The 21,223-nt window shown below is 39.1% G+C and carries 11 protein-coding genes, 1 rRNA gene and 1 pseudogene; 11 read left to right on the top strand and 2 right to left on the bottom strand.

The features are described from left to right. Nucleotides 1–10 precede the first annotated feature (10 nt). Nucleotides 11–664 carry a 3-oxoacid CoA-transferase subunit B gene (locus AC623_RS08820; RefSeq protein WP_049662111.1) on the top strand — a complete coding sequence of 218 codons (654 nt, stop codon included), beginning with the start codon at nucleotides 11–13 and terminating at the stop codon, nucleotides 662–664. A 15-nt stretch (nucleotides 665–679) separates the two neighbouring features. Further along, complete coding sequence (locus AC623_RS08825; RefSeq protein WP_049662112.1) at nucleotides 680–1,870, top strand: acetyl-CoA C-acetyltransferase; 1,191 nt, start codon at nucleotides 680–682, stop codon at nucleotides 1,868–1,870. A gap of 351 nt (nucleotides 1,871–2,221) precedes the next feature. Here AC623_RS08825 and AC623_RS21015 read toward each other — a convergent pair whose 3' ends face one another. Then, nucleotides 2,222–2,569, bottom strand: a complete 348-nt coding sequence (locus tag AC623_RS21015; RefSeq protein ID WP_082174369.1) for a winged helix-turn-helix transcriptional regulator — start codon at nucleotides 2,567–2,569, stop codon at nucleotides 2,222–2,224. A gap of 127 nt (nucleotides 2,570–2,696) precedes the next feature. Here AC623_RS21015 and AC623_RS08830 point away from each other — a divergent pair, with 127 nt between their 5' ends. After that, nucleotides 2,697–3,812 carry an S-(hydroxymethyl)glutathione dehydrogenase/class III alcohol dehydrogenase gene (locus AC623_RS08830; RefSeq protein WP_049666425.1) on the top strand — a complete coding sequence of 372 codons (1,116 nt, stop codon included), beginning with the start codon at nucleotides 2,697–2,699 and terminating at the stop codon, nucleotides 3,810–3,812. A gap of 670 nt (nucleotides 3,813–4,482) precedes the next feature. Beyond that, nucleotides 4,483–6,765, top strand: a complete 2,283-nt coding sequence (locus tag AC623_RS08835) for an ATP-binding cassette domain-containing protein (protein ID WP_049662113.1) — start codon at nucleotides 4,483–4,485, stop codon at nucleotides 6,763–6,765. A 264-nt stretch (nucleotides 6,766–7,029) separates the two neighbouring features. On the opposite strand, the gene AC623_RS08840 is transcribed toward AC623_RS08835, so the two are convergent. After that, nucleotides 7,030–7,923: a LysR family transcriptional regulator gene (locus AC623_RS08840; RefSeq protein ID WP_049662114.1), complete on the bottom strand. Its 894-nt coding sequence runs from the start codon at nucleotides 7,921–7,923 to the stop codon at nucleotides 7,030–7,032. A 255-nt stretch (nucleotides 7,924–8,178) separates the two neighbouring features. Here AC623_RS08840 and AC623_RS08845 point away from each other — a divergent pair, with 255 nt between their 5' ends. The 7 genes and pseudogenes from AC623_RS08845 (at nucleotide 8,179) to AC623_RS08870 (ending at nucleotide 20,471) form a co-directional block, all read left to right on the top strand. Then, nucleotides 8,179–10,122 carry an FUSC family protein gene (locus tag AC623_RS08845; protein WP_049662115.1) on the top strand — a complete coding sequence of 648 codons (1,944 nt, stop codon included), beginning with the start codon at nucleotides 8,179–8,181 and terminating at the stop codon, nucleotides 10,120–10,122. Between the two features lie 1,241 nt (nucleotides 10,123–11,363). Then, nucleotides 11,364–11,987: a TetR/AcrR family transcriptional regulator gene (locus tag AC623_RS08850; protein ID WP_049662116.1), complete on the top strand. Its 624-nt coding sequence runs from the start codon at nucleotides 11,364–11,366 to the stop codon at nucleotides 11,985–11,987. Nucleotides 11,988–12,039: 52 nt separating this feature from the next. Then, a pseudogene (locus AC623_RS21905) lies at nucleotides 12,040–12,274 on the top strand (GTP pyrophosphokinase family protein); the annotation flags it as partial. Between the two features lie 174 nt (nucleotides 12,275–12,448). Continuing rightward, a complete protein-coding gene (locus AC623_RS08855) occupies nucleotides 12,449–14,671 on the top strand; it encodes an ABC transporter ATP-binding protein (protein WP_049662117.1) in 2,223 nt (740 codons plus the stop codon). After that, nucleotides 14,668–16,530 carry an ABC transporter ATP-binding protein gene (locus tag AC623_RS08860; protein ID WP_049662118.1) on the top strand — a complete coding sequence of 621 codons (1,863 nt, stop codon included), beginning with the start codon at nucleotides 14,668–14,670 and terminating at the stop codon, nucleotides 16,528–16,530. Before AC623_RS08855 ends, AC623_RS08860 begins: the two co-directional genes overlap by 4 nt. A 591-nt stretch (nucleotides 16,531–17,121) precedes the next feature. Further along, nucleotides 17,122–17,985 (top strand): metal-dependent hydrolase, encoded by an 864-nt coding sequence (locus AC623_RS08865; protein WP_049662119.1) that lies wholly within the window; start codon nucleotides 17,122–17,124, stop codon nucleotides 17,983–17,985. Nucleotides 17,986–18,917: 932 nt separating this feature from the next. Beyond that, nucleotides 18,918–20,471: ribosomal RNA gene (locus tag AC623_RS08870) — 16S ribosomal RNA — on the top strand. Nucleotides 20,472–21,223: the final 752 nt, after the last annotated feature.

The raw sequence follows: 21,223 nt of genomic DNA on the forward strand, positions 1-21,223 counted from the left end.
GTGATGTTGAATGAAAGATGCACGCCTTGCAATTGTAAAAAGGGCCGTTCAGGAAATTAAGAATGGCATGAATGTAAATCTGGGCATCGGCATGCCCACACTTGTTGCAAACGAAATTCCAGCTGATTTTAATGTACTGCTCCAATCAGAAAACGGCCTGCTTGGCATTGGTCCATATCCAGTTGCAGGAGAAGAAGACCCGGATTTAATTAACGCCGGCAAAGAAACCATTACCGCTGTACCAGGCGCTTCTTTCTTTGACAGTGCAGAGTCGTTTGCCATGATACGCGGTGGACATATTGATCTTGCAATCCTAGGTGGAATGGAAGTGTCTGAACAAGGAGACTTAGCTAACTGGATGATCCCTGGAAAAATGGTAAAGGGAATGGGCGGGGCAATGGATCTTGTTAACGGTGCAAAGCGGGTTGTTGTGATTATGGAACATGTAAACAAACATGGGGAATCAAAGATTAAGAAAGAATGTACACTGCCGCTTACTGGACGGCGAGTTGTAAATCGATTAATCACAGATATGGCCGTTTTTGATTTTACGGCAGAGGGCATGGTTCTTATTGAAACACAAGGAAATATAACGATAGAAGAAGTGAGAGAAAAAACAGAAGCGTATTTCACGATAGTACCTGAGCTTGTGGCAGCAAACTAAGAAAGGGGGGTTATTATGACAAGAACAGTCATCTTGGACGGTGCACGGACGCCGTTTGGCAAATTTGGTGGGGCACTTTCAGCGTTGAAGGCATCAGAACTTGGCGGCATTGCGATGAAGGAGGCGCTCCATCGGGCAAATGTGAAGCCAGAAGAGCTTGATGAAATCATTTTTGGGAATGTGTTACAAGCAGGACAAGGGCAAATTCCTTCCCGCCAGGCAGCACGCGAAGCTAATATTCCATGGAATATAAAAACAGAAACAATTAATAAAGTATGCGCCTCTGGTCTTCGAAGTGTAACACTTGCAGACCAGATCATCCGCGCGGGAGATGAAGAAGTGATCCTTGCTGGAGGGATGGAATCTATGTCGAATACGCCACATGCTGTATTTAAAGCACGGTGGGGTGCTCGTATGGGAGATATACAGATGGTTGATTTGATGATCCATGATGGCTTATCGTGCAGCTTCACAGGAGTGCACATGGGCACATATGGAAATACAACAGCCAAGCAGCTGGGGTTGACTCGCCATGAGCAGGACGATTGGGCAGTGCGCAGTCACGAGCGGGCGCTAGCAGCCATTGAAAATGGCACATTGTCAGAGGAAATTGCAGCTGTTGTAGTCCCGCAGCGAAAAGGGGACCCGGTGATCGTTGATACGGATGAAGCCCCTCGTAAAGACACAAACATAGAAGTACTGGCAAAATTACGCCCGGCGTTCGGCCAGGATGGAACCATTACAGCAGGAAATGCACCCGGAGTGAATGATGGGGCGGCAGCACTAGTCTTAATGAGTCAGGAGCGGGCCGAAAAAGAAAGGAGATCGATCCTAGCTACCATTATTAGCCATGCTGAAGTGGCAGTTGAAGCAGAGAGATTTCCCCAGACTCCGGGACTTGTTATTAATGAGCTATTAAAGAAGACAGGTAAAAGCGTAAAAGATATTGATTTATTTGAAATTAATGAAGCGTTTGCTGCTGTTGCGCTTGCAAGCACTAAAATTGCAGATATTGATCCGGAAAAAGTAAATGTAAATGGAGGCGCAATTGCTTTAGGACATCCAATTGGGGCAAGTGGCGCCCGCATTATTTTAACATTAGCTTACGAATTAAATCGCCGTGGCGGCGGCCTTGGAATTGCAGCTATTTGTTCAGGAAGCGGGCAAGGAGATGCCATTATGATTGAGGTGTTAAAGCAAGAATAGGTACTGTTCATATACATCTAGTTAAAACAAAAGATCAGAAGGCTGTAAAGCGATTTGAACTGCACCCCAATTGTTAGATTGTGTCTAACAATTGGGGTGCAGTTCAGTTTCGTGGCTTTTTTAATGTTTCCATCCCTATCATTTGAGAATCTTTTCCCGTTTAGCACATACATAAGAAATTAGCATGTTATTATTCGATTTCTTCCATTATCCTGATTTTCAGGGAACAGATTGCTTACAGCCTTTGTATATCGACATTGCATATTTGCGTAAATATATTAGCAAAACGCTGAATGAACTGAAGGTTGATATTTACTAGTTAATCAATTTGAAATTTTATTCAACAGATGCTTAATTATCATTTTCTTCCAAAAATGATCTGAAATTATCTCCCCAATCACAAATAGAAGTTACCACGGGTTCCAGAAGTAAACCAATTTCACTCAGTTCATATTCTACTTTAGGAGGTACAACCGGGTATACACATCTAGTAATTATTTTATCATCTTCTAATTCCCTTAATTGTCTGATTAACATACGTTGATTGACATCTGGAAGGTATTTTTGTATTTCGCTTAACCTTAATGGGGAGTGTTGGAGCAGACACCATATGATCGCTATTTTCCATCGTCCACCTATAACTGATAAAGCCAAATCTTTGCTGGTAAAAAAAGTTTTTTCTTTATATTCGATTTCCATCTATTATGTTCCCTTCTTTGCTGTTGTTTTTGTTTATACTGACAAAAATGTCAGTATTGTTCGTCTGATTATAATATGTAATTATGGTAAATGCAAATTAGAAAATAAAAAGGAAGAAGGTATTCATTTGAAAAGTAAAGCTGCTGTTGCATTCAAACCAGGAGAACCACTTGAAATTGTAGAAATCGATGTGGAAGAACCAAAAGCAAAAGAGGTATTAGTAAAAATTCTTTATACTTCAGTCTGTCATACAGATGCTTTTACCTTATCAGGTGACGATCCCGAAGGCGTATTTCCTGCTGTATTAGGTCATGAAGGTGCTGGTGTTGTCGTGGCTGTAGGGGATGAAGTGACTTCAGTAAAACCAGGGGACCATGTTATTCCACTATATACGGCTGAATGCGGAGAATGTAAATTCTGTCGTTCGGGTAAAACAAACTTATGTAGTGCTGTGCGAGAAACTCAAGGTAAAGGTTTAATGCCTGATGGAACCACACGTTTCTCTTATAATGGAGAGCCTATTTATCATTACATGGGAACAAGTACATTTAGTGAATATACAGTCGTTCCTGAAATCTCCTTAGCAAAAATTGATCCAGAAGCGCCGCTTGATAAAGTTTGTCTATTTGGATGCGGGGTTACTACAGGGATTGGCGCTGTACATAACACAGCAAAAGTGGAAGAAGGAGCTGTGACAGCCGTATTTGGTCTTGGAGCTATTGGGTTAGCTGTTATTCAAGGATTGGTTCAAGCAAAAGCAAGCCGAATTATTGCGATAGACTTAAATGAGGATAAATTTGAATTGGCTAAAAAGATGGGCGCAACTGACTTTGTAAACCCTGCTAAATTTGATAGACCAATTCAAGAAGTCATCGTTGAAATGACGGATGGAGGAGTCGATTACAGCTTCGAATGTATTGGAAATGTTGAAGTTATGAGATCTGCCCTTGAATGTTGTCACAAAGGCTGGGGTGAAAGTACGATTATCGGTGTAGCAGGCGCGGGCAAAGAGATTCATACTCGTCCATTCCAATTAGTTACAGGCCGGGTATGGCGCGGATCAGCCTTTGGTGGAGTGAAAGGAAGAACTCAACTGCCAGGCATGGTTGAAGAGTTTATGAATGGTGAAATTGATTTAGATTCATTTATCACACACCACTTAGACTTTAAAGATATCAATGAGGCATTTGATTTGCTTCACAAAGGTGAATCCATTCGTACGATTTTAACTTATAGGGACTAAACCAATGACAATTTAAAATGGTATCAGCCAACAGCTTACTAGAGTAGAGTATTAAATTTGTTTTAAAACCTTAAGAGAACTCTCGTTCATTTCTGATGCATAATTTCCATATGCATCAGAAATGAGTATTTTATTTTAGGACTCTATTCTTTAAGGACTGGAAAGTACTTTTTGAGAAAATGGACGGTTATTATCTGAGTCAATTATGTACCTAATATAATATTCTATATTAAACTCTGTATTTTGGGCAGCATATATCTACTTTAGCTATCCTTGATATAATCAAGATTAGAAAAACGAATGACTCTTTAGAGAAGTTCTCAGTGAAACGATTGGTATGAATAAGTCATTAAGATAAAGCACATTTAGCACATACTTATGATATCTTATTATAACTGTGTTGTGATAAATGAAACTTAAACTAAAGAAGGTGACATGAGTAAGGTAAGATGAATGCACACACAAATTATTTTTTGTTTTATTTACCGTCAGCACTCACCACATGCTGAGGCTGTGGTAATGATGGAACGAAAATGAACAGTTAAATCAAGGATTCAAGCCGATTATAAATAGGGCAGTTTCATGTGTTTTAGGCCTATGATTTTTATCAGATAATAGGGTATAACGGAAGATTGACAAAAATACTTTAATGCACAGAAAGGATAGAAAAATGTCGGAAAGAAAAGATGAAATAATCTTAAGAGGGCTTAAAGAAAATAATCTGAAAAGTATAGATTTAAACATACCTAAAGAAAAAATTATTGTATTTACTGGTCTTTCAGGATCAGGTAAAAGCTCAGTTGTTTTTGATACGTTAGCAACAGAAAGCAGAAGGCAAATGACTTTGAATTATCCTCTCTATGTCAGAAATCAAATGCCAAGGTACGAAAGACCTTCCGCCGATCTTATGCAAAACTTAAGTCCGGTGATAGTTGTAGAGCAAAGACCTATAGGAGGCAATTCCCGTTCAACAGTAGGCACCTATATGGATATAGATCCACTCATTAGACTTTTGTTCTCGAGAATAGGACAACCACCGATAGGTTCTGCTCACGATTTTTCGAGTCAAAGTTCCTTTGGTAGATGTCCAGAATGTGGTGGATTTGGGGAAGTGATTGCACCAGATGTAAATAAGTTGGTTGATTTCGATAAGTCGCTTCGGGAATACGCTGTTAAATTTAAGCCTTTATCTCCTTCAGGTTGGCAAGGTAATTGGATGATGACCTGCGGATTATTTGATCCGGACAAACCCTTAAAGGACTACTCAGAAGAAGACCTCCACCTGCTATTATATGGTCCCCGGGAAGGTGAAAGAGCTTATGCGCCGTTTCACACAAAAAATGGACCGCACAATGCAGAGTGGGATGGGTTATTGCCCAGATTTACGCGCGTCTACATAAATAGGGATATCTCAAAACTAAAACAAGTATCCCAAGATGATGTATTAGCAGTGTCAACACATTCATTATGTCCAACATGCCAAGGTTCAGGCCTAAACCCAGAGGTATTAGAATGCAAAATAAATGGTTTAAATATCGCAGAATACGATCAATTAGAGCTTCCGGAAATACTTGAAGAACTAAAGAAAATAAAAGACCCTATGGGAGAATCGATAGCCAAACAAGCAATCCTCTATATAAAACAATTAGTCGACATGGGATTAGGGTATTTGAGTCTGACAAGAAAAATGGGCACCCTTTCCGGAGGTGAAGCTCAACGCGTAAAAATTGCCCGTCATTTAGGGAGCAGTTTAAATAATATTACCTACATTTTCGACGAACCAAGTGCGGGGCTCCATCCAGAAGAAGTGAATATGTTAATTCAAATGCTAAAAAGAATAAAAGAGCAACATAATACCGTAATCGTAATCGAACACAATCTATCTGTAATAAAAGTAGCTGATGAAATAATAGAGATGGGTCCAGGTGCAGGGGTGAATGGAGGAAAAGTTGTCTACCAAGGACAATTAGAAGGATTAAAAAACTCTCCAACTGCAAACGCCTTAAAGCACAAACTAAAAATAAACAAAAGCACAAGAGATAGTAAAAGTTATTTTACAATAAGAGAAGCAAAGAACAACAATTTGAAAGATGTGAATGTAAATATTCCTAAAGAAGTCTTAGTCTCTGTTTGCGGGGTATCTGGTTCAGGCAAAAGCTCCTTAATATTGGAAGCATTCAAGGAAAGATATCCAGAATCCATAACAGTAGGACAAGGTGGCATTGGAATTTCCAACCGTTCCACCATGGCTACATATATGGGAATAATGGATGACATTCGCGCAGCATTTGCAAAAGCAACGAGACAACCGGCAGGATTGTTCAGTTTTAACTCCTTAGGAGCATGTCCTGTCTGTAAAGGAAAAGGAGTTCTTACCCCCGAGGTAGCATTTGCAGATCCAGTGACAATTCCATGTGAAGCATGCGGTGGTACGAGATACTCAGACGAAGCACTGTCATATCGATATCAGGATAAAAATATAATTGAGATATTACAATTAACAATAGATGAAGCTGCCGATTATTTTATACAGCAAAAAATCCTCAACAGAGTGAATACGCTAAAGAACGTAGGGTTAGGGTACTTGACCTTAGGACAGACGACAAGTTCTTTGAGCGGAGGAGAAATCCAACGTCTAAAACTAGCAAGCCAATTACAAAAGGAAGGTCAAATCTACCTGTTAGACGAACCATCCTTAGGATTACACGCAGAAGATAATGAAAAACTTTTGGATGTATTTCAAAAGCTTGTGAACAGAGGCAACTCTGTCATAGTAATCGAACACAATTTAGACTTTATAGCGGCGAGCGACTGGATAATAGAAATGGGTCCGGGAGGAGGAAAACAAGACGGTGGGCAAATTATATTCGAAGGCACACCAGAAGAAATGCTAAACGCAGAGACAGTGACTGCGAAATGGTTAAAGGATGGAGTTAGAAAAGATCTCGCTTAAAGTGCGAATTTATTATTTGAACCTTTCCCTGTTTTTATTGGGTATCTAAAAAATGAACTAGAAAATGGATTGCAATTACAATAAAGTTAGACAACTATTTGGAATTGCTGCTTAAGACCAGATTACATTAGGAAACTTTTCTCCTCTTTATACCTTCCTCAATTATTTGCACTAGAATCTTGAAGAATCTATTAAGTAAGTTTAATTTAATATTGATACTTATGGGTGAAAGCTTAACTGAGCGTTTCACCCCAAAATCAGTTATTAGCCTTCAGATTCAGATAATCGCATTGTCATTTCAACAAAGTTCTTGAACCTCACAACTGCAGGTGACATATATCCATTTATTTTCCAAACCATTCGAATTACTCTTACACTTTGTGGTTTCTTGATACGAATTATTGAAATTTTTTTCTTATCCAGACCAGGAATAAATGGAATGAGAGCAACTCCAAAATTTTCTCCAACAAGTCCTGCGACAGTTCGCTCTTCTAATCCCTCAAAAGACACTTTTGGATGAAACCCAGCTTTGTGGCAAATTTTCTCAATCACATCACGCATAGCAGTTTCAGGCTTAAAAAGCACAAATGGATCATTGGCTACCTCCCTTAAATCGACTTCCTTCCTACCTGCAAGTCTATGGTTATTGGGGACTATTAAAAATAATTCATCCCTCACAATGGGAATAGAGCTAACATTTTCAATGGGTTCTTGTGGAGAACAGAAGCCAATGTCAATTTCAGTAGATGCTAATTGACTCAAAATCTTACTTGTTGTGTGCTGATACAATTGAAATTTTAATCCTGGCACTTCTTTTCGAAAGGCGCTAATTAACTCAGGGACAAAGCTAGATCCAAGAGTTTCAATGAATGCCAATGAAATCGTCCCATTTAGAGGATTGGTTAAATCATTAATTTCTTGTTTTGCTGCATTTATTTCTGCTAAAGCTTGATTTGCATGGCGAAGAAAAATTTTACCATATCTATTTAATTCGACCCCATGACTTTTCCGTTCAAAAAGGGGAACGCCGATTTCTTCTTCAAGTCGGCAGATGGAACGACTTAATGCTGGCTGAGAAAGGTCTAATTTAACTGATGCCCTTGTAAAGTTTTCAATATCAGCCAATGTTTGAAAATACTTTAATTGTTGAAAATCCATCAATAAAATCCTCCCAAAATATCTGATATTACAATCATGCATGGAATTCATAAAAAAGACAATTAGTTATGCATAGTGTTTCAGAAGTATAATGAAAATATTGATTCATTATAATAAGTTGGATAGGTGGTTACTATGTTTAGTAGCAGTCAAAAATAAGGTGTCTTTTAAGTAGTGATTAAGATTTAAAAATAGTACAACCTGTTCATATGTTTCCATACATATTTTTTATGCTTATAGAAAAGGAGCTGTCGTATGAGAGAAACAAATAAATTAGTCTCTGCTAAATCTCCATCTTTTTTGAAACAGGCAATGAGTGTAAATAGAAAGCCATTTCCCTGGGTAAAAGCATTTTGTGCAGGGGTAGCTGCAGCTTTGCCAGTCATTATTGGATTATTGTTTGGCAATTTCGAATATGGATTGATAGCTGGGATGGGGGGATTCACCTACCTTTACGTTTTCAATATTCCATATGCTCAAAATGCTAAAAAGCTATTTTTTGTTGTACTTGGTATGACTTTGGTTTCGGTACTAGGGACACTTGCTGCACCTTACCCGCTTGCAACAGCTATTTTGATGGGGATTATAGGAGCTACAGCTATTTTTATTTTTGGAGCATTACGAATTACTGGCCCATCTGCTATTTTTTTTGTTTTAGTCTTTGCAATGACAACAGGTATGCCTGTTAATCCAGAACTTGCCCCAGTACGGGCTGGACTCGTTTTTTTAGGTGGGGCATTATCGTGGATCATTGCAATGATTGGTTGGTTATTTAATCCTCATGGTCCTGAAACAGATGTAGTAAAAAGAGTTTATTTAGAACTTGCCGCATTCATTGATTCAGTTGGTACAGAGAATTTTAATGAGTCGAGGAACCGAGTTATGTCAGTTTTAAAAGAAGCAGAAGAAACACTTGCAGCAGGGTATATTCCTTGGAGACAAACGGATTTATTTAAACGACTGTATGTATTGAATGATCATGCAAACAAGATATTTTTGTATATACTGGAAAATATTTCAGAAAATTATTCAAAGTTACCACCGGAACTAGGGCAAACAATCCGGGAAATGACGATTTCACTAGATAATAAGGATAAGAGTAATCGGGTTCATAAAAAAATCCTCCAGCCAGAAATAATGGATGAAAAGGTTGCTGCATTATTCATAAAAGTATATGATGCAGGCGCTATCATGAATGAACCAACATCGAAAATTAATAAAGAGATACGAATTTCTAAACCATCACTTAAGAGGATTTTTGGTGGAGCATTTGACAAAAACTCAATTGTATTTATATCTGCATTACGATTCTGTATAATAACGATCATCGCAGCGATCATCGCCTATCAATTAAATTTAGCGCGCTCCTATTGGGTGCCATTATCTTGTGTTGCGGTTATGTCAGGCTCAACGATTGTTGCTACATCTCATCGTGCGATTCAAAGAGGACTGGGTACAATTATAGGTATTCTAATTGCTAGTTTCATTCTTGCTACACAGCCATCTGGATACATCATTGCTCTTTTTATTCTACTACTGACGTTTATTACAGAGCTTTTTATTGTGAAAAATTACGGGTTAGCTGCCCTGTTCTTCACACCAAGTGCGTTACTTATGGCTGAGAGCACAAGTCAAGGAGGCTTCAGTTTTTTTTATTTTGCTTCAGCTAGATTAATCGATGTAGTAATCGGGAGTGCCATTGGCTTAATTGGAATATGGTTGGTAGGGAGAAGATCTGCATCTAGCCGTCTGCCTCATTTAGTATCCAAAACCATCCGAAGTCAAGCACAATGTTTATTACTCCTTTTCTCTGACCACGGAGTAGGATTTAAGGTCGAAGAAAGCAGTGAAATTAAAAAGATGCAAACAAATATCATTACTTTAAAAACGCTCTATACTACCGCTGCAGGTGAGATTCCGGTCAATCAAAAGGCGGTGGATTATTATTGGGCAATTATATTTTCCGTCGAGCGATTAGGGTATTTATTAGAAAAATACGCAAAAGTAGAAAAGCGTCCAATTCTTTCAGAGGAAAAGCTGTCTCAAATGCTTTATGTTTGTGAAACGATGGCAAATGCTGCCGGACGAAAACAGTCGCCGTCTATTAAAAACATTCCTGAAATAGAATCGTTCCCAGGTATACAGAATGAGATTATCCACTTGCAAAAATCTCTTCAAACGAATGATAGAAAAGTGTAAACATTATATAGAAGATACCAGTGATTCCAACAATGAACATAACTATAAAGAATGCATAGGTGCACAGATGAAAAGAAGCAGATCGATGGTGTATATTCCGCTGTTTGTTACGCTAAATACGTAAAATCATATACATGTAAAGTTTACTTTAGCCATTTTTAATTAGTAAGCACTACAGGAAATAACGGGTGCATTCCTTTAATAACGATCTTCAGCGATGATTATTTCAACGATTGGCTATTTGTTTTATTAAGTAAAATTAACCTAATCCCATATTAAAGAAAATTAAATTTCCTTTCCTGCTTAGTCAGAGCCAACCTTGAATAGGCTTCGGAAGGGAGTGTGAAGAAGACAGCTTTTTATAAGTGAGTCAAAGACCATGAAAGGGACTTGAAAAGTAAGATTATATAATTATAGAAGGAAATGGACAAAACAAGACAAATGCTTTGATGAAATTAGATATCTCGTTTAGGTATTAGTCAACGTTTATGATGTTCTATCCAGCTGGAATAACGTATTGGTGTATTGTTGCTAACAAATCTCTGAAATTGTTCTTGTTAGCAGTTACCGTTTCTATATGAGTAGGTCTACTTAAGGTTATATAAGCTGTTGAAGCAATTGTAGTTTTATAAAAAGGATTGATTATTTAAAATAAAGTTTGATCATTAATAATAAAGGTTGATAAAAATCCTGCTGTCATTTGCAGCAGGATTTTTTCCTATTCAACTAAAGGGCCAGATTGTTGAATAAGAACTCTACGGTTACATTTCATAGGTTGTGTGCAAAAAGTGTAAATGTGGCTCCTTAGTTGTTTCCATGTCATTTCTAGGGATACCGCCAGCAAAACGCGAATTTACAACCTTAAGGAAATACTAAAAATAATAAGCCTGATTTCTCGGCATTAAAATTGAGAAATTAGGCTTTTTCGTTACTCCTTTACCCAGTATAGAGTCCATACAACTAGGGTAGAGTAAATAATTTTTTGCTAATACATATAATTAGGGATTAGTGACAGGGTTCTTGCTCTACACAAAGTAAACTTAAAGAAATAATTAAAATGTGCACCTATTTTTTTATTTCCCAACTTTTTATTATTGACCGCCTAAATAGTCACTTAGTATGTAAAGGAGTTGTGTGACAAGGTGTCATTTTTGTTGTTGACTTATGACACGGTGTCACATATAATCGGTTTATTGTTAGATATGACACGGTGTCATCTGTTAGACAGGAGGAATATTGATATGCCAAAACAAACATTTTTTCACTTGCCTAAAGATAAGCGAGACACTTTAATTCAAGCTGCTAAAAAGGAATTTTCTCGAGTTCCCTTACACGAAGCATCCATTGCCAATATTATCAAAGAAGCGGAAATCCCTAGAGGGAGTTTTTACCAATATTTTGAAGGGAAAGAGGATCTATATTATTATCTGTTGAATCAGATTTCGGAGAAAAATAATGAACGGTTTATTACGACCTTAAAGGAGAAAAACGGGGATATATTTGAAGCTTTTATTGCTTCATTCCAGTTTATGATTCAGAATCACAGAAATCAAGAATACAAAAACTTTTTTAAAAATACTTTTTTAAATATGAATTATAAAATGGAAAATACATTAGCAAATAATATTTATGAAGAAAATCGGAAAAATCAGTATTTATCTATGATTCGCTTAATAAACACAAAAAACTTAAACATAAGAGATGAACGGGAAATTCAGCATGTTTTAAAAATTATTGTATCCGTGACGTTTCATAATCTTGTTCAAGTGTTCGGAAAGGATTTAACAGATGAAGAAGCTTTAAAATATTATGTTGAGCAAATGGAACTGCTTAAAAGAGGATTATATAGAGGAGAGCATGAATGAGTGCCCTTAGAGCAACGAAAGAAAGTATCCTCTTGGAGAACTCAAAAGGTTTATGATGATATATAAACTTGCAATCGATGAAGTTAATACAAAATTAAATATTTTGAAAGAAGAATTTCAATATATTCATGACTATAATCCGAATGAACATATTAGCTCGAGGCAAAGTCACCGGAGAGCATACTTAAAAAGGTGAACAGAAAAAAGGTGAGCTATCATTAGCATCTATAAAAGAAAACATTAAAGATATAGCAGGGATACGTATGACATGTTCTGTTATTTCGGATCAATTGAAAAATATCTAGATTAATGGAAAAATTACAGAGCTTATTAGTTCGATGAATTAGGAGAGACCTTGTTGTAATAAGACAGAATATGTGTAAATTTATGATTTACTTTTTTTAAATAAAACACATGGATCGTAAAACGATAGAGAAAAACGGAAAAGGGGACGATTGACTTTGCGAAAGTTAGCCAAGCATTTAAAGCCTTTTATAGGGGGCATTGTTTTAGCAATCGTGCTCTTGTTTGTGCAAGCGATTAGTGATTTGAATTTGCCGAACTACATGTCGGAAATCATCAACGTTGGAATACAGCAAGAGGGCATTGAGCACGCCGCACCAGATGCGATGAGTCAGGACGGTATGAAGCTAATCACTACTTTCATGACAGAGCAAGAAAAACAGATAATCGAAGAGAACTATTTATTGGTTTCTCCTTCAGATCAAAATGCGAAGGGGAAGACTTACAGGGAAATATACTCTAAAGTCAATCAGCCGCTTTATGTAAAAAAGGAACTGGATAAAACCGAAGCCGAAAATGTGGATACGGCATTTGGCACAGCTTCTTCGACATTTATTAATGTTTTACGTGAGCTGTCACCACCATCCGATGAGAAAACAACGGAAAGTTCCTCTGCCTCAATTAATATTAATAAGATTTACAGAATGCAAGCGGCTCTGGATACGTTGCCAAATGAAACGATTCAATCCGCGCATGACGAAGCCGTACAAAATGATGTCATGCAAAAACAAAGCGGTATTATGCTTTCAAGAAGTTTTTATAATGAACTTGGTGTCGATTTAGTTGCAAAACAAACGGGTTATATTATAAAAATTGGGGCCTATATGTTAGTCATTGCGCTCGTTGGAGGGGGCGCAACCGTTTTGGTTGGATTGCTTTCTTCTAGAATTGCGACTGGTGTAGCGCGAAATCTACGGAAGCAAGTGTTTACGAAAGTAGAAAGTTTTTCAAAAAAAGAGTTGGATACATTTTCAACTGCTTCTTTAATTACACGTTGTACGAATGATGTTCAACAAGTCCAGCAGTTAATCATGATGGGTGTCCGAATGATTTGCTATGCGCCCATTCTTGGGATTGGTGGAATCATTATGGCTGTCAACAAGTCGGCTCATATGAGTTGGATCATTGCGCTTGCTGTTGTCGTCCTTCTTGGATTGATTTTAATTGTGATGACGATTGCCCTACCAAAGTTCAAATTGATTCAAAAGCTAATCGATAAATTGAATTTAATTTCAAGAGAAAACTTAAGCGGTTTAATGGTTGTACGTTCTTTTGGTACGCAAGAATATGAAAAAGCACGGTTTGACGATGTGAATAGCGATTTAACGAAGATGAATCTTTTTGTGAATCGCGTGATGGTCTTTATGATGCCAATGATGATGCTGATTATGAACGGGGTCACTTTACTAATCGTTTGGGTTGGTGCCCATCAAATAGCGGTTTCTTCGATGCAAGTCGGGGATATGATGGCGTTTATGCAGTATGTGATGCAAATTTTAATGTCCTTTATGATGCTATCGATGATGTTTATTATGATTCCTCGTGCAGCAGTGTCGGCAAGTCGTATTGCAGAAGTGCTAGAAACCGAAGTGTCGATTACCGATGCGGAACAGCCACAATCATTTAATGAAAAGAGCAAAGGGGTTCTCGAATTTAAAAATGTAAGTTTCCGTTATGACGGAGCCAATGAAGATGCCTTACATGAGATTTCATTTAAAGCAGATCCAGGGCAAACAACGGCAATCATTGGTCCGACTGGTTCCGGTAAAACGACGATTGCAAGCCTTGCCCTCCGTTTTTATGACGTTAGTGAGGGGGAAATTTTAGTTGATGGTGTTAACATAAGAGATGTGAAACAAGCGGAATTGCGGTCGAAAATTGGATATGTCCCACAAAAGGGCGTATTGTTATCCGGCACGATTGAGTCAAACTTGAAATACGGAAAAAAAGATGCAACAGACGAAGAGATGAAGGAAATAGCTGAAGTTGCTCAGGCGAAGGATTTCATTTTAGAAAAACCAGAGCAATTTGAGGCAAATATTTCTCAAGGCGGTGCCAATGTTTCTGGCGGTCAAAAACAGCGCCTCACCATTGCACGTGCTTTGATGAAAAAACCGGAAATCTTAATTTTTGACGAAAGTTTCTCTGCATTAGACTTTAAAACAGATGCCCTTTTGCGTAAAGCGTTAAAGGAACACACGTCAAATGCGACTGTCGTTCTAGTTGCCCAACGAGTGAGCACCATTATGACTGCGGAACAAATTCTCGTTGTAGATAAGGGGCGCATCGTCGGTTGTGGTACACATCGCGAGCTGCTAGAGTCTTGCCCTGAATACTATGAAATTGCCTCATCCCAGCTATCGAAGGAGGAATTAGCATGAGCGAAAAGAAAAATGAACAACATGCTCAACGGTTCCCCGGTATGCGTGGTGGGCCAAATATGATGCAGGGCCAAAAAGCCAAAGATTTTAAAGGGACGATGAAACAGCTTATTGCCTATTTGGGAGCTTACAAATGGACGATTATCTTCGTATGGATTCTAGCCATTTTGTCGACGGTATTTACGATTTTATCGCCAAAGATTTTAGGGAAAGCAACGGATGAACTTTTTTCTGGTGTGATGAGTCAAATCGCCGGAAGTGGGTCGATTAATTTCAGCAAAATAGGTGGAATTCTCTTATTGCTCGTTGGCTTATATTTGATTAGCGCTTTATTTACCTATTTACAAGGCTTTGTCATGGCCGGTGTTAGTATGAAAGTGACAAAGCGACTTCGAACGGATATTAATGAAAAAATTCATAAATTACCATTTAATTATTTCGATAAAACAACGCATGGAGAAGTGCTTTCTAGAATTACAAATGACGTTGATACAATCAACCAAACATTGAATCAAAGTTTAACGCAGATTATTACGTCGATCACTTCACTTATTGGCATTACGATTATGATGCTCACAATCAGCTGGCAAATGACGTTGGCCGCTATTTGCATTCTCCCACTGACGATGTTTTCGGTTATAGGGATTATTAAAAAATCGCAAGTTCATTTTAAAAATCAGCAAAAATATTTGGGGCATGTGAACGGTCATGTGGAAGAAATGTTTAGTAGCCACGAAATAGTAAAAGCTTTTAACGGCGAAAAAGAGGCGGAAAAAATATTTGATGAGTATAATGACACATTGTATAAATCTGCATGGAAAGCGAACTTTCTATCAGGACTCATGATGCCGATTGCGATGTTCATCGGGAATGTTGTCTATGTGGCCATCTGCTTTCTTGGAGGATATTTGACTGTTAATGGCAAAATGACGGTTGGTGGCATCCAAGCTTTCATTCAATACGTACGAAGCTTTACGCAGCCAGTTTCGCAAATCGCAAATATCTCAAATGTACTTCAACAAACTGCCGCTGCAGCGGAACGTGTATTTGAATTTCTTGCGGAAAATGAGGAAAAACCAGAGCAGGAAAATGCTTTGTTGGTAAGTAATCGAGAGGTGACGATTGAAGGAAATGTTGAGTTTGACCATGTTTCCTTTAGTTATGAGCCGGAAAAACCGGTTATTCGCAACTTTACAGCAACTATCAAGCCAGGTCAAAAAGTGGCGATTGTTGGCCCAACCGGTGCAGGTAAATCGACCATTATGAAACTGCTCATGCGTTTTTACGATGTAAATAGCGGTTCAATTAAGATCGATGGCCATAATATTCAATCATTCAATCGAAATGAGCTTCGTTCTCTGTTTGGTATCGTGCTACAAGATACTTGGCTGTTTAACGGTACTATAGCGGACAATATTCGGTACGGTAAGCTCGATGCAACGGATGACGAGGTTAGGAAAGCGGCCATCGCTGCACAGGTTGACCATTTTGTAAGCACATTACCGGATGGCTATGATATGGTGCTTAATGAAGAAGCGGATAATATCTCACAAGGTCAAAAGCAACTGTTAACGATTGCAAGGGCGATATTAGCAGATCCGAAAATACTTATTCTTGATGAGGCGACAAGCAAAGTTGATACACGAACCGAAATCCTCATTCAAAGAGCGATGGATAACCTTATGAAAGATCGAACAAGCTTCGTCATCGCCCATAGACTGTCGACCATTCGAAATGCGGATTTAATAGTAGTCATGCATGAAGGGGATATTGTCGAACAAGGTACCCATGACGAGTTGCTTTCTCAAAATGGATTCTATGCAAACTTGTACAAAAGTCAGTTCGAAACAGCAGTTTAACGGTTTGAAGACTGTTAAGGAATTCGATGAAAATTGGATTTCTTCACAGTCTTTTTCTTAACATAATTGAGGGCTCGCCAGCAACGCGAATTTACATTGATATGTAGCTTTAACAAAAACAGGTTGTGAATTCCGTCAAAAAGCATACTAATAAATCCATCAGTGTTTAGAATGCCGTTTATCTATCCAAAGCTGCTGACTTATTTCGAAGCAAAGGAACCTTACGGGAGGAGCTATTAAAACATGTGTCCCCATTAGGATAGTTAATGTAGACTTTAGACCATTGATCAAGGAGCAGTATGATTTAGTCATTTTAAAGATAATAGAAAACTTGGAATTACTCAAAATCATTAAAGAAGCTGTCTGTTCTGAGGAATATCACTCTCAATTAGAGCAAAGATATGGACATGATCTCAATCTTACAGGAAGACTATATATGAATCCTAATGTGGGAGATATCTCAATTGTTCATATTCCGTAATGGGACGCAATCCTGAAATAAGGATAAGGGCTATTTTTTCACTCTTCTATTTGACTGTTTATAGCACAATTCATCTATACAAGAACAAGTAACATATTGGAGGCAGTAATTTGGATTCAATTACTCATACCTTATTCGGACTAACATTGTACGGAGCAGTGGATAAAAGAAATTTGGATAAAAATCATAAACGTGCTTACTTAGTGACAACGGTAGGGGCAAGCTTAATTCCCGATATAGATGTTATGTCTCGTTTGTGGGATACTTCAGGGCAATATCAGATGTGGCATAGAGGTATCACGCATTCTATTTTCCTAACCCCGCTATGGGCAGCTTTATTCTTTTTAATTTGCGCTGTCATTTTCAAAATAAAAGATAAAAAGCTATTTTTACTTGGATGGTTGGCTGTGTTTATTCATGACACTAGTGATCTGTTTAATGCTTGGGGGACAGGTTATTTGGAACCTTTTTCAAATAATCGAATTACCTTCGGAACCATTCCCATTATTGATTTTGTATTCTGGATCATCATGGGGATTGCTTTTATTGTATCGAAAAAGAACAAACAAAAGTCGCCTTACTACTTCAAAATGGCTTGGGCATTTATGAGTCTTCATCTTATTATTCAAAGTACTCAAGGGTTCCTCATTTATAACCAATATGATGAAAAATACGACCAGGTCGCTCTTTCTGCTAATTTTATCCCTTGGACATATTCAGTCATTGTTAAACAAAATGATACCGTAACTATTTTTCAGGATAATCTGTTTCAGGAAGAAAAAGAACAATATGTTTTATTTTCTAATAAAGATGCGGATCTTGACTATTTATTCTCTCAACGTCCTGAAGCAAAAACACTCTATGAATGGTCACCTTTTGTTGTTTTAGTGGATGATGGGAAGGTGTTGGGGTTATACGATCCACGTTTTTACCGTGATGGACAGTCGTTTCTATTTGAATATATTGAGAAATAAAACGAAGTAGGATCACCTAATGATGATTCTATTTCTCAAGTCATTCATAAACAGCACTATATATAAAAAAATTAGACTATATCGTGAATATGTAAAATAGTAATCTTCAACAATAGAAAATGATGAAACTTTTTTATAAAAATTGTATAGTGATTCACGTAAAAAGAACCCGTTTTGAACAAAGGTTGTTCAAAACGGGTTCTTTTAATTTAACATAAAATGCGTGTTTACATGATGTCTTTATTATTCATTTTTTAAGTATTACATAAGCAGATGGATATAATTTGAAACAACTTTAAGGAGCCTTGCTGCGCATAGAATGTAGTAAGGCTCTTATCTTTTTAATCAAAATTCAATAACTTTATTATCACTATACAAAAGCTACAATAATTTTAAGAATTTGTATGTATAAGATATTGGAAGATTGGAAAGGATGAAGATAAATAAAATTTAATAAAGGGGATGGAGAATCATAATGGAAGCAAATAATTAACGTTGATCAACTTTATTAATAGAGAGCAGTTTAACTTGGATGCTTATCTTACCTATTTGTTACGCTATAGAGCTTCGCAAACAGCGGGCGTTAAATCATGAAACCAGTGAAATTTGAACGGTGAATCCTCTTTGAATAGAGGATTTTTTGTTTTTTATTTATGTGCAACTATCTGCCATTGCTGTAGAACTTAATTACTTTCTATTTTTCTAGAAAACTTATTGACTTATTTATTGAGCGCATGGTATATTAGTTTTCTGCCATTAAAAGCAGTTGTTTTTTTAAAACATCTTTTAAAAACTTATTGACTAATATTTTATAAAATGTTATTATAGAATTCCTGTCGCTGATAACGACAACGAATTGATCTTTGAAAACTGAACAAAATACATGCCAGTAAGTTAATTCTTATTTTTAATTATGAGCAAGTCAAACAATCTTTTTGGAGAGTTTGATCCTGGCTCAGGACGAACGCTGGCGGCGTGCCTAATACATGCAAGTCGAGCGGACTTGACGGAGCTTGCTCTGTTCAAGTTAGCGGCGGACGGGTGAGTAACACGTGGGTAACCTGCCTGTAAGACTGGGATAACTCCGGGAAACCGGGGCTAATACCGGATATTCTTTCTTCTCCGCATGGAGAAGGATGGAAAGGCGGCTTCGGCTGTCACTTACAGATGGACCCGCGGCGCATTAGCTAGTTGGTGGGGTAATGGCCCACCAAGGCGACGATGCGTAGCCGACCTGAGAGGGTGATCGGCCACACTGGGACTGAGACACGGCCCAGACTCCTACGGGAGGCAGCAGTAGGGAATCTTCCGCAATGGACGAAAGTCTGACGGAGCAACGCCGCGTGAGTGAAGAAGGTTTTCGGATCGTAAAGCTCTGTTGTTAGGGAAGAACAAGTACGGGAGTAACTGTCCGTACCTTGACGGTACCTAACCAGAAAGCCACGGCTAACTACGTGCCAGCAGCCGCGGTAATACGTAGGTGGCAAGCGTTGTCCGGAATTATTGGGCGTAAAGCGCGCGCAGGCGGCTTCTTAAGTCTGATGTGAAAGCCCACGGCTCAACCGTGGAGGGTCATTGGAAACTGGGAGGCTTGAGTGCAGAAGAGGAGAGCGGAATTCCACGTGTAGCGGTGAAATGCGTAGAGATGTGGAGGAACACCAGTGGCGAAGGCGGCTCTCTGGTCTGTAACTGACGCTGAGGCGCGAAAGCGTGGGGAGCGAACAGGATTAGATACCCTGGTAGTCCACGCCGTAAACGATGAGTGCTAAGTGTTGGAGGGTTTCCGCCCTTCAGTGCTGCAGCTAACGCATTAAGCACTCCGCCTGGGGAGTACGGTCGCAAGACTGAAACTCAAAGGAATTGACGGGGGCCCGCACAAGCGGTGGAGCATGTGGTTTAATTCGAAGCAACGCGAAGAACCTTACCAGGTCTTGACATCCCGCTGACCGGTCTGGAGACAGATCTTTCCCTTCGGGGACAGCGGTGACAGGTGGTGCATGGTTGTCGTCAGCTCGTGTCGTGAGATGTTGGGTTAAGTCCCGCAACGAGCGCAACCCTTGATCTTAGTTGCCAGCATTCAGTTGGGCACTCTAAGGTGACTGCCGGTGACAAACCGGAGGAAGGTGGGGATGACGTCAAATCATCATGCCCCTTATGACCTGGGCTACACACGTGCTACAATGGATGGTACAAAGGGCTGCAAGACCGCAAGGTTTAGCCAATCCCATAAAACCATTCTCAGTTCGGATTGCAGGCTGCAACTCGCCTGCATGAAGCCGGAATCGCTAGTAATCGCGGATCAGCATGCCGCGGTGAATACGTTCCCGGGCCTTGTACACACCGCCCGTCACACCACGAGAGTTTGCAACACCCGAAGTCGGTGGGGTAACCCTTACGGGAGCCAGCCGCCTAAGGTGGGGCAGATGATTGGGGTGAAGTCGTAACAAGGTAGCCGTATCGGAAGGTGCGGCTGGATCACCTCCTTTCTAAGGAAATTGTGAAATGTGACAGGCTCGTCCCCACAGAGTAGCAACAGAGAACATCGTTCTCACAAACGAATTAACGGCACTGTTTTTTGTTCAGTTTTGAAGGATGAATTCCTTCTATATAGGTAAGCAAACTTGTTCTTTGAAAACTGGATAATATCGTATAAAAGTAACCAAGCAATAACCGAGTAATCGCCATTTTAGGTATTTTTCAAAGAAAGAAGAGAAGCAAGCAGTTCTAGGAAGCAACTGAGTGACTGACCGAGCGTATTTGCATACGCGAGGGAAGGAATGAAGGAAGCTGACGACGAAATGCCAAGCTTTATTTTTCTTAGGTTAAGTTAGAAAGGGCGCACGGTGGATGCCTTGGCACTAGGAGCCGAAGAAGGACGGGACTAACTCCGATATGCTCCGGGGAGCTGTAAGTAAGCATGGATCCGGAGATTTCCGAATGGGGAAACCCACTGTTCGTAATGGAACAGTATCCCTGCCTGAATACATAGGGCAGGAGAAGGCATACCCGGGGAACTGAAACATCTAAGTACCTGGAGGAAGAGAAAGCAAACGCGATTCCCTGAGTAGCGGCGAGCGAAACGGGAACAGCCCAAACCAGAAGGCTTGCCTTCTGGGGTTGTAGGACACTCTATACGGAGTTACAAAAGAACGGTGTAGGCGAAGAGGTCTGGAAAGGCCCATCAGAGAAGGTAACAATCCTGTAGCTGAAACATCGTTCTCTCCAGAGTGGATCCTGA

The organism is Bacillus sp. FJAT-27231, from assembly GCF_001183975.1.
GTDB classification, from domain to species: domain Bacteria; phylum Bacillota; class Bacilli; order Bacillales; family Domibacillaceae; genus Pseudobacillus; species Pseudobacillus wudalianchiensis.